This is a genomic window from Phreatobacter sp., assembly GCF_030691135.1.
Taxonomy (GTDB): domain Bacteria; phylum Pseudomonadota; class Alphaproteobacteria; order Rhizobiales; family Phreatobacteraceae; genus Phreatobacter.
This window is the reverse complement of sequence record NZ_JAUYFA010000024.1, coordinates 48128-58174: the sequence shown is the minus strand read 5'-3', so window position 1 is coordinate 58174 and position 10047 is coordinate 48128. Positions and strand designations below refer to the sequence as shown.

At 68.5% G+C, this 10047-nt stretch carries 5 protein-coding genes; 3 read left to right on the top strand and 2 right to left on the bottom strand.

Annotated features, from left to right (window positions below):
- Positions 1-380: 380 nt before the first annotated feature.
- Together Q8O26_RS03735 and Q8O26_RS03730 are read right to left on the bottom strand one after the other, a co-directional pair.
- Positions 381-1694 carry an HlyD family type I secretion periplasmic adaptor subunit gene (locus Q8O26_RS03735; RefSeq protein WP_305573606.1) on the bottom strand — a complete coding sequence of 438 codons (1314 nt, stop codon included), beginning with the start codon at positions 1692-1694 and terminating at the stop codon, positions 381-383.
- 148 nt (positions 1695-1842) lie between these two features.
- Positions 1843-4191: a hypothetical protein gene (locus Q8O26_RS03730; RefSeq protein WP_305573604.1), complete on the bottom strand. Its 2349-nt coding sequence runs from the start codon at positions 4189-4191 to the stop codon at positions 1843-1845.
- Between the two features lie 227 nt (positions 4192-4418).
- Between Q8O26_RS03730 and Q8O26_RS03725 the strand changes: the two genes are divergently transcribed.
- The 3 genes from Q8O26_RS03725 to Q8O26_RS03715 all read left to right on the top strand — a co-directional run bounded on the left by Q8O26_RS03725 (position 4419) and on the right by Q8O26_RS03715 (position 9882).
- Positions 4419-6161: a type I secretion system permease/ATPase gene (locus Q8O26_RS03725; RefSeq protein WP_305573603.1), complete on the top strand. Its 1743-nt coding sequence runs from the start codon at positions 4419-4421 to the stop codon at positions 6159-6161.
- A gap of 197 nt (positions 6162-6358) precedes the next feature.
- Positions 6359-7462, top strand: coding sequence for an OmpA family protein (locus Q8O26_RS03720; RefSeq protein ID WP_305573601.1), 1104 nt, complete (start codon positions 6359-6361; stop codon positions 7460-7462).
- Positions 7459-9882 carry an SUMF1/EgtB/PvdO family nonheme iron enzyme gene (locus Q8O26_RS03715; protein ID WP_305573599.1) on the top strand — a complete coding sequence of 808 codons (2424 nt, stop codon included), beginning with the start codon at positions 7459-7461 and terminating at the stop codon, positions 9880-9882. Before Q8O26_RS03720 ends, Q8O26_RS03715 begins: the two co-directional genes overlap by 4 nt.
- Positions 9883-10047 lie beyond the last annotated feature (165 nt).

Sequence of the window (10047 nt, the reverse complement as noted above, 5' to 3'; positions counted from 1 at the left end):
GCGAAGGTCTTGAAGCGGGTCATGGCGGTGGTCCCTCAGGTTTGGCAGGGGCGTCTCCCGCCCCGATGTCCAGACCCTAGGCCAGCCCCACAGCCTGGGCTGTTCCCGCCGGAACAGGCCTGAACTTTCCGCAAAAGAACTCCGGACCGATGGCCTTGCGACGTTGCGCTCCTGGTGCCGGATCCGTTGGCCGGGCCGACCGGTCGAGGATCATCTTCCCGTCCGCATCGTTGGTGCAGATTGCCCGCCGCTGCGACTGGTAGAACTCTTGCTGGCGTCCTTCGTCCGCTCTCGCCGGGGCCGGTCTCCAACTCCTCGTCCCGGAAAACTCAGGCGCGGGACCAGCGGAACTGACGGTGGGCGGCCGTTCCCGTGACCGGTTACTGCTCCCGCATGGACCGCGCCAGGGTGTCGCGCAGGGGGCCGATCAGATAGGTCAACATCGTCCGCTCCCCGGTGATGATGATCACATCGGCCGGCATGCCGGGCACGATCTTGGCGGCCAGCTCGGCGGGGATGTCGCTGCGCTCGATGGTCACCTTCGTCTGGTAGAAGGTCTCCCGGGTGCGCGGGTCCTCGACGGCGTCCGCCGAGACGGTCACCACCCTGCCGAAGATCGGGTCGGCCTTGCGGCTCGAGAAGGCGGGAAAGCGGATCTCGGCGCGTTGACCGGTGGCGACGCTCTGGATGTTCAGGGGCGAGACCCGGGCCGTGAGAGTCAGGCGCTGCATCGGCGGGATGATCTCGGCGAGCGTCGCGCCAGGCGAGATGACGGCGCCTGCCGTCGTCACCTGGACGTTGAGGACGATGCCGGCCCGCGGCGCGCGGACGTCGATCCGTGTCAGGACCGCTTCGGCGACCTCGAGCTTTTCGCGCGTGTCGGCGATCCTGGCGCGGATGTCGGTCAGGGCCTGTGTCTGCTCCTCCTGGGCCCGCTGGCGAATCTGCTGGATCTGCAGACGCGACTCCGAAATGACCTGATCGAGCCGTGCAAGATCCCCTTCGAGGCCGCCTGCCTCCCCGTCGAGACGGGAGGCATCGCGTTCCAGCGCGCTGAAGCGGTTGCGGGGAAAGAAGCCCCGCTCCATGACGGGACGAATCCGGTCGATCTCGGCCGTCAGGCTTTGCCGCTGGCTCGCCAGCGCTTCAAGGCGACGCTTGCGGCCATCGATGTCGCGGGTGGTCTGCTCGATCCGCGTCTCCAGGATGCCGATCTGGTTCTGCAGCGAGTTGCGCCTTTCCGAGAGCAGGCGCTGTTGCTCGGACATGGCCTGGGCCAGGTAGGGCTGGCCGGCCTTGGCGAGGAGTTGCGGCGGGAATGCGATGGGGGCCGAGCCTTCGCGTTCCGCCAGAATGCGCGCCTCCTGGACGAAGACGGCATCGAGCTGGCGAGTGAGGAGGTCGACATTGGCCTTGGCGTTGGTGGTGTCGAGCCGGAACAGGACCTGGCCTTCCTCGACCTGATCAGCCGCCTTGACGAGAATCTCCCGGACGATCCCGCCTTCCAGATGCTGGACGGGCTTGCGGTCGCCCTCGACCGCGATGCGCCCCGGAGCAACCGCCGCGCTGTCGAGGGGGGCGATCGCGGCCCAGGCTCCAAAGCCTCCGAACACCAGGATGATGGCGCCAAAGGCGAGCCTGGAGTAGCGGCGGTGATCGCAGGAGGCTTCGCATTCAAGGGTCTTGCCGTTCATCGGTCGGTCCTTCCCGGCGCTTCGTCGGATGTTGCCCCGAAGGTTTACCGCCGAAGCCGAGAGACCGGCTGTTCCAGGGGGAACAGCCGGTCCAGTTCAGGCGAGGAGGACGATGCGCCGTCCTGCGGGGCGTCAGACGTCGCCCGTCTCAGAAGAGGTTGAACGAGATCTTCGGGGCATCGTCACCGAAGTCCTTGTCGAACCCACCGAAGGTGGCCGGCGGGGGAGCGTCCTGCACCGGTGCACCCTTGCCGAAGGAGTTGGCGGCCGGCTTCGCGGCCACGGCGAAGTCGTCGAAGTCGTCGAAGGAGGGGCCCTTCGGCTGCTTGTCGAAGATCTCCTTCGGCAGCTCTTCCTTCAGCTCGAAGAGCGGCTTCTCGACCTCGGATCCCCTGGCCTTGCCGATGTCGGCGACCTTGCCGCCGGCCTGGTCGTTGCCGACCAGGATGAAGCGCGGGTCGCTGCTCTCCTGCGAGCCCTTGCCGGCGGCTTTGGTAGCCTCCTCGACCGCTTCCTTGGCGTCGTCGAAGAACGAGCCGAGGAAGGAATTGCCCTTCTCGCCCTTCTCGGCGACGAGCGCCTGCTCGCCCGATGAGCGACCGGTGCTGACGACCGACAGGCTGTCGTCGATCTTGGCGTTGTCGGCGAAGCCTTCGCGGAAGGCGTCGATGATCTCGGCGCCCGCCTTGACCGCTGTCTCGCCTGCCTTGCCGAGACCACCGGCCAGGCCCGCACCGATATCCGCGGCAATGCCGACGCCGTCTTCGAGGCCCTGCCGGGCGTCGTCGACCACCTTCGCCGCGCCATTGGCGGCGCTCCGGGCGCCATCGACGATTGCCTCGCCCGTCTTCTCCAGCACCGCCTTGCCCGTCGTCACCGCAGCCTCGCCGGTCTCGACGACCTGATCGATGACCGTCTTGCCGAGCCGTGCGGCATCGCCCGCCTTGTCGGCGACGAAGTCGACGACATCCTTCGTGGTCGCTTCAGCGGCTTCCGCCGCCTCGGTGACGAGCTCGCCGGTCTTGGCAAAACCCGCGCCGAGCTTGTCGCCGGCCGATTGCAGGGTGTCGCCGATGATGGCTCCGACATCGCGTGCGGTGTCGACGACCTCGGCGGCATTGTCCACCACGACCTCGACGGCGTTTCCGGCGGCATTTCCGATGCCGGTTCCGACGGCCTCGATGATCTCGGCGCCGGTCTCGATGGCGGTGGCGGCCTGCCGGCCGATGCCCTCGAGCGTATTGCGGGCCACATCGCCTGCCGTTTCGGCCGTGTTCTTGCCGGCCGTGACGATGCCATCGATGACGCTGGTCGCGACCTCGAGCGCGGTTTCCGCCGCGTTTTCAACCGCGTTCCCGACGCCGTCCTTGACGTCGTTGAAGTTCTTGCCAGCCACGTCGAGCAGGTTCTGGCCGGTCTCGATGACGCCCTCGACATAGGCGCCACCCACCTTGCCCGCCGTCTCGGCGGCATTGACCACGTTCTCGGCCACGCCTTCCGCGGTGTTCTTGGCACCCTCGCCGATCCCTTCGAGGATCCGTCCGCCAACCTTGGTGGCGCCGTCGGCGACCTCGCCGGCTGCCTCACCGATGGCTTCGGCACCATCCTTGGCGGCTTCGACGATCCGTCCGGCGACACGGCTGGCATCGGAGAGGGCCGTCTCGCCCGCCTCGCGAACATCCTCGACCACCTTGCCGGCTTCCTCGGCCGTGTCACGCAGGAACTGGCCCGCGCCCTTGCCGAAGTCGATCGCGGCGTCCTTGGCGCCATCGACGACCTTGCCGGTCTCTTCGGCGACGTCGCGCAGGACCTGGCCCGCGCCCTTGCCGAAGTCGGCCGCGGCGTCCTTGGCGCCGTCGACGACCTTGCCGGCCTCGGTGGCGGCATCACGCAGGACCTGGCCCGCGCCCTTGCCGAAGTCGACCGCGGCGTCCTTGGCGCCGTCGACGACCTTGCCGGCCTCGTTGGCCACATCCTTGGCTCCGTCCTGGATGGCCTTGCCGACCGTCTCGACGACCTTGCCCGCGGCCTTGCCGGCTTCATCCAGGCCATTCTGGACGGCCTCGGCGCCCTCTTTCACGCCATCGGCAGCCTTGCCGACCAGCTGGCCGGTGCCGACGATGCCGTTGCCGATCGCGTCAACCACGATCTTGCCAGCGGTCTCAAAGCCCTGGGCGGCGCCCTCGGCGGTCCGGTTGATCGTGCCGCCGGGATCCCGGACGAAGGCGTTGACGCCCTCGGTGACCGCCTGGCCGCCCTGCAGAACGGCGGAGGTAACGCTTCCGACGACTTCGCCGACGGCGCGCGAGGCGTCACGGGCGGTGTTGGTGACGGCTTCGCCCGCATCCTGGGCGGCACCCGTGACACCGTCGACCACGGCTTCCGCCGTTTCGGCGACAGCCTCGCCGAAATCCTCGACCGCTTCCTGACCATCTTCGATGAGCCCGCCGACAGCCTCGGCTGCGTCCTCGAAGAAACCAAAAAATCCGTTGCTCATGACCCGCTCCATCTGGGTGTTGAAGGCCGCTCCGGGCCTTCGAGGTTTTGATCCATCGCAGGGGCTGTTCGTCTCGGCTCCTCGATGTCCCAACCTTGGCCTCGAGCGCCGGCGGGCGCTGTTCCCCGCGGAACAGCCTCAAATTTTTCGGCAGGACAGATTGATGGCGCGCGACAGGTGCGGTTGCGACGAGCAGATTGGCTCCGCTAGAAAGGGACTTGAGACCGATGGCACAGGCGATGGACGAGGCTCGGAGCCAGAAACCGATCGATCCCCTCAAGGTCGCCATTCGCGCCTGTCTGCCGGGGACGTTCGCCGCGGTCATCATCAGCATGTTCATCAATGCGACCATGCTCGCGATGCCGATCTACTCGATGCAGATCTATGACCGCGTCCTTGCCAGCCGCAACGAGACCACGCTCCTCCTCCTGACCCTCATCGTTCTCATCTTCCTCGTGCTCTACGGCATCCTGGAGTATGCCCGCTCGGGCGTGCTGGTGCGCTCGTCCGTCGCCTTCGAACGCGTCCTCCGCCGGCCTCTCTTCGATGCCATGATGCGGGCCGAGCTCGATCCCGAGCGGCGCCAGGGGCAGCAGCTCATTCGCGATGCCGAGGCCATCCGCGACTCGCTGGCCAGCGGCACGGTGGCGATCATCTGCGATCTGCCGTGGACGCCGCTTTTCGTGCTGCTCTGCTATTTCATGCATCCGGTGCTCGGCATGATCGCTCTGGCCGGTGCCGTGGTTCTCTTCGCGCTGGCGGTCCTCACCGAGATCCTGACGAAGCGCGGCGTCGACCAGTCCTCGCGTCTGTCGAACGATGCCTCGACCTTCGCGGCGTCGGCGCTCCGCAACGGCGAGGTCGTCCGCGGCCTCGGCATGGGCGATACCGTGCTCGAGCGCTGGAGCGGACAGCAAAGCGCGGCGGTTGCCGCCAATGTCGCCTCGGCCGAGCTGACCGCCGCCCTCGTCGCCATGTCGAAGTTCGCCCGCATCGCGGTGCAGACCGGCGTTCTCGCAGCCGGGGCCTGGCTCGCCATCGAGAAACAGATTTCTCCCGGGGCGATGATGGCAGCTTCCATCATCATCGGCCGCGCGCTGGCTCCCGTCGAGCAGATCGTCGGCCAGTGGAAGCGGATCGTCGGGTGCCGCAGCGCCTATCGCCGGCTTCGCCACCTGATGAACGAGTTTCCGCAGAAGGCGGCGCCGGTCAGCCTTCCCGTGCCGCAGGGCCAGATCGAGGTCGAGAATGTCGCCATCGTTCCTCCCGCTGCCGCCAAGCCTTCCGTGCGCGGGGTCTCCTTCAGCGTTCAGCCCGGCGAGAGCGTGGCGATCGTCGGCTCGTCGGGCAGCGGCAAGTCGAGCCTGGCGCGGGCCCTGGCCGGTGTCTGGGAACTGCGCGCCGGCGAAATCCGCATCGATGGCGCTGCCTTGAACCAGTGGGACCGCAACAAGCTCGGCAAGAGCGTCGGCTATCTGCCGCAGGATGTGGAGCTCTTCGCCGGGACGGTGGCCGACAACATCGCCCGTCTTGCCGATGTCGACAGCCGTGCAGTCGTCGCCGCCGCCAAGGCCGCCGGCGCCCATGACGTCATCCTGCGGCTGCCGCAGGGCTATGACACGCCGATCGGGGAGGGCGGCCTCGCGCTGTCCGGCGGCATGCGCCAGCGTGTCGGCCTCGCCCGCGCCCTCTACGGGGATCCGCGCCTCATCGTCCTCGACGAGCCCAATTCCAATCTCGACGAGGAGGGCGAGCGCGCCCTCGGCCAGGCCATCGCCGCGATGAAGGAGGCGGGCCGCACGGTGGTCGTCGTCACCCACCGCCCGCAGCTGCTCGCCTATGTCGACAAGGTGCTGGTGATGTCCTTCGGCACCGCACTCGCCTTCGGTGACCGGGACGACGTCATCGCCCGCATGCGCGGCAACAAGGTTGCAGCTGTCCAGTCCCCACGTACGAGCTCTGCGGCCTGAGAGCTTATGTTCCGAAAATTCTCATGCGAGGATCCGCCATGTTGAACGACATCATCTCCTTCCCTGCGATCTGGCGCAGGTGCCAGCAGGGCACTTCGGCCTTGGTCCGGCCCGCCATCCTTGCTGCTCTCGTGTGCGCAAGCCTCGTCGGGTTCAGCGCAGGAGGCTTCGCCCAGGGGCTCGGACAGCCACCGGCCATGCCACGCCCGCCGCAGCTCGTTCCCCTGGAGCGGGCCTTCCTGAATGCGGCGACAGCCCTCTTCAACACCGTCCCGGTTACCGCCGAGAAGACGATTATCGTCATCGATCCCCTGGTCGACGGGGTCACGGGGATCCAGTCGGCGGCGACGCGCGGCTTCGACCGTCGGATCGCGACGCTGGTCGCCGAACGCTACCAGCACATCGAGGTGCTGCCGTTCACGGTCGAGAACCTGGCCAAGGCCAAGTTCATCTTCATCGGCACGTTCAACACCATCAACAATGCGGGACAGCCGGCCGGACCGCGGGATGCGTTCTGGATCTGCTTCGCCCTCATCGATCAGGCGTCGAAAACCGTCGCCGCCCGATCGGTCGCCAGAGCCACCATCTCCGACGTCGATATTGCGCCGGCTCGCTTCTATGCCGATACCCCCGTCTGGGGGCTCGACGCGGCAACCACCGCCTATATCGAGACCTGCCAGCGCTCCCGGCCCGGCGATCCCGTCAGCCCGGCCTATATGGCTCAGCTTCCCGCAGCGGCGCGAATCCGCGAGGCCACCGTCGCCTATGAGGCGGGCGATGCGCGTCGCGCGCTCGATCTCTACCGTGAGGCGAGGGCCATGCCGGAAGGCGATCAGCTGCGTGCCCTCAACGGTCTCTACCTGGCGCTGATGGCCATCGGTGAGAGGGACGAGGCGGCAAAGGCCTTCTCGCAACTCGTCAGCAACGGGCTCAACCTTGGCCGGCTGGGGGTTCTGTTTCTTTTCGAGGTGGGGACGACGAACTTCAATTCGCAGACGGCGGCCGCCGCGCATTATGCCAACTGGCTCAACGAGATCGCGACCCGCGCGGGCAGTGCGGAAGGCTGTCTCGAGGTCGTCGGCCATGCCAGCCGGACGGGCCTCGAGGCGTTCAACGAGCGTCTGTCGCGCGAGCGCGCGGAAAGGATCATCGCCCTGCTGTCGGAGCGTGCTCCCGGTCTTGCCGCCCGCCTCAGACCGGCGGGGGTCGGCTCACGCGAGGTCTTGGTCGGGCTGCCGCGGGATGATAGCAGCACGGATATCGATCGCCGTGTCGAGTTCAGGACCGCCAGCTGCGCATGAGTTCAGTCAACCCTCCCACCCCGGCGGCAGACGATCGCCGTCCCTTGCCGCCGGGAACCCGGGTCGGTGACGATTTTCTCGTCCTCAAACACCGCGCCTCCGGATCAGCGGCGCTGAGCTACGAGGGATTGCGGCTCGCCGACCAGGCGAGCGTGACCTTGACCGAGTTCTTCCCCGCCGGTCTTGCGGCGAGGCTCGACGACGGCTCGGTTCAGCCGATCCGGGGCTGGGAGGGGGATGTCGATGCCAGGCTTCAGGCCTTCCTGGAACGGGCCGCAGGCCTGCAGGCCCTCGCCGATCCTGCCATCGATGCGCCGCGACAGGAGCTGCGGGCCTTCGGGACGGTTTATCTCGCCTCGTCCGGCACGTCGCGTCCGGCCCTGGATGTCTGGGCCAACGACCTCCTGAGGCGGCCGAGCGCCGCCGACCTCGCCATGATCGGCCACCGTCTCGTGCATGGCCTCGCCGGGCTGCATCGCCTCGGGCTCGCCCATGGCGCCGTGTCGGCGCGCGAGGTTCAACTGAGCGAACCCTCCGACGTCGTGCTTGCGGGGGCGCTGCTCCAGGCTGCGGGCCCGGAGGCGCGGGCGGGCGATCTCGCCGCGGCGGCGGGTGTCCTCTACCGTCTGGTGACGGGGCTTGCCGTGCCGCCGCCGGAGCGGGACCGTCAGCTCGATGCCCGCTTCGCCGCGGTCTCCGTTGCCGCGGGCGACTATCCGGACGCGCTCCTCGAAGCCCTGGATGCCGTGCTGGAAATCGGAACCGGGGCCATTCCTGTCGATCCCGACCTCTGGACGCGGGACTTTCTGGCGCTGACGGCGGGACTTGCGGGCGTTGCCCTCGTTCCGCCGCCGCGCGAGACGGCGGCTGCGGCCAAAGCTGCGCCGGCCGCCCCGCTTCCATCGGGTGAGCGGCGGCCGTCTGAACCTGCCGTGTCGGCCGTCGGCACGCCCCGGTCGGACCCGCCGAAGGCCGTGCCCGCCGGCGATCGGCCGAGACGCGCCGTCATGCCCGTGGTCGTCCTGACCGGACTGGTGCTGGCCGGCCTTGCCGGCTGGCTCTCCCTCCAGCTCCTCCGCCAGCCCCCGTCGGCGCCATCTCCCGTCGCGAGCGCTGCCGCCCCCCGCGCCGCCGGTCAGGTTCCTGCCACGCCCGCCGAGCGCCCGGCGCCTGTTTCGCCGCCTCGGGATGAGGCGCAGCCTCAACCTGCGGCCGTGCCGGCCGCACCGCCGGTGGCCGAGACGCCCGCATCCCCGGCGATTGCGCCCGCACCGCGCCCCGAGCCGCCCCGCGAGACGCGGGAGCCGGCGGCATCACCGAGAGCGCCGGGCCTCGCCGTGCCCCCCGTCCCGACGCCGGCTCTGGGTCAGGCTGGCGCGCCGCCGCCGCCGTCCGGGGTGGAAGATCGCGCCCCGGCGATCGCCTTCGCGCCGCCGGTGACGAGTTCGGCCCTACCGACCCCCGCCGAGATCCTGAGCCGTGAGGTCGAGACCGCGACGAGCGCTCAGGCGCTTGTCGACCTCATGGGCCGTGGCGCCGATCGCAACGCGGCCGAAACCCGGATCGCGGCCCTCGGCTATGTGCCGATCCAGGCCGGCGCAACCCGGATATTCCGCAAGCCCGGAGACGGTGAGGGCTTCCGGGACTGCGACACCTGCTTGGACCTGGTTGTGGTTCCGGCTGGCCGGGTCACCATGCAGATCTCGATCGCCAATGCGAGCCGCGAGATCGGCATCGATCTGCCGCGCCCCTTTGCGGTCGCTCGCCATGAGACGACCCGCGGCGATTTCGCCACCTTTGTCAGGGAGAGCGGCAGGGTGATCGCACCGGGATGCCATGCGCGATCCCCTTCCTGGCGGCTCGATCCCGTCCTATCCTGGCAATCGCCCGGCTTCGATCAGGGGGACGATCACCCGGTGGTCTGCGTCAGCTACGAGGATGCGAAGGCCTATGCCGCATGGCTGTCGCAGAAGACGGGGCAGCGCTATCGGCTGCCGACCGATCCCGAGTGGCACTACCTTGCCGCCGCCGAGCGGTGGCTGAGGCGCGACAGTCCGCAGATGTGCATGATCGGCAACGGGGCGGACCAGTCTGCCCGCGCCGTGTTCCCCGATTGGGAGGCGACGGGCTGCACCGACGGCGCCATCTATACCGCGCCCGTCGGCCGGTTTGCCGCGGGGCTCTGGGGTCTCCACGACCTCAACGGCAATGTCTGGGAATGGGTCGCGACCTGCGCCCCGCAGCCGCGGGCCGATGCGGAATTTCCGCCGCGCGATTGTGAACCTCAGGCCCCGCGCCTGCTGCGAGGCGGGTCTTGGGCCGACCCGCCGAGCCTGCGCATGCTCGATGCGCGCATCATCAGCGCGCCCGCCATTCGCGATCAGGTGGCGGGCTTCCGGCTGATCCGGGAGATCGACTGATTCTCCGGCCCGCACGATCTGCGGCCTGGTCGGCAGGAAGAATTTGCTTGAAGCTGAGACCGTCATGCTGATCATGCCGGGATCGAGGGTGGCAGCCAACGTCGCTCATGCGTGGAGCCATCGTCGAAGCGGAAGAATCAGATGCCCGGTGGTGCAGGTGGCGTG

Bases quoted from the DNA above. Each gene is read 5' to 3' on its own strand.
- Q8O26_RS03730 (WP_305573604.1), bottom strand. From the start codon at position 4,191: ATGAGCAACGGATTTTTTGGTTTCTTCGAGGACGCAGCCGAGGCTGTC.
- Q8O26_RS03725 (WP_305573603.1), top strand. From the start codon at position 4,419: ATGGCACAGGCGATGGACGAGGCTCGGAGCCAGAAACCGATCGATCCC.
- Q8O26_RS03735 (WP_305573606.1), bottom strand. From the start codon at position 1,694: ATGAACGGCAAGACCCTTGAATGCGAAGCCTCCTGCGATCACCGCCGC.
- Q8O26_RS03720 (WP_305573601.1), top strand. From the start codon at position 6,359: ATGCCACGCCCGCCGCAGCTCGTTCCCCTGGAGCGGGCCTTCCTGAAT.
- Q8O26_RS03715 (WP_305573599.1), top strand. From the start codon at position 7,459: ATGAGTTCAGTCAACCCTCCCACCCCGGCGGCAGACGATCGCCGTCCC.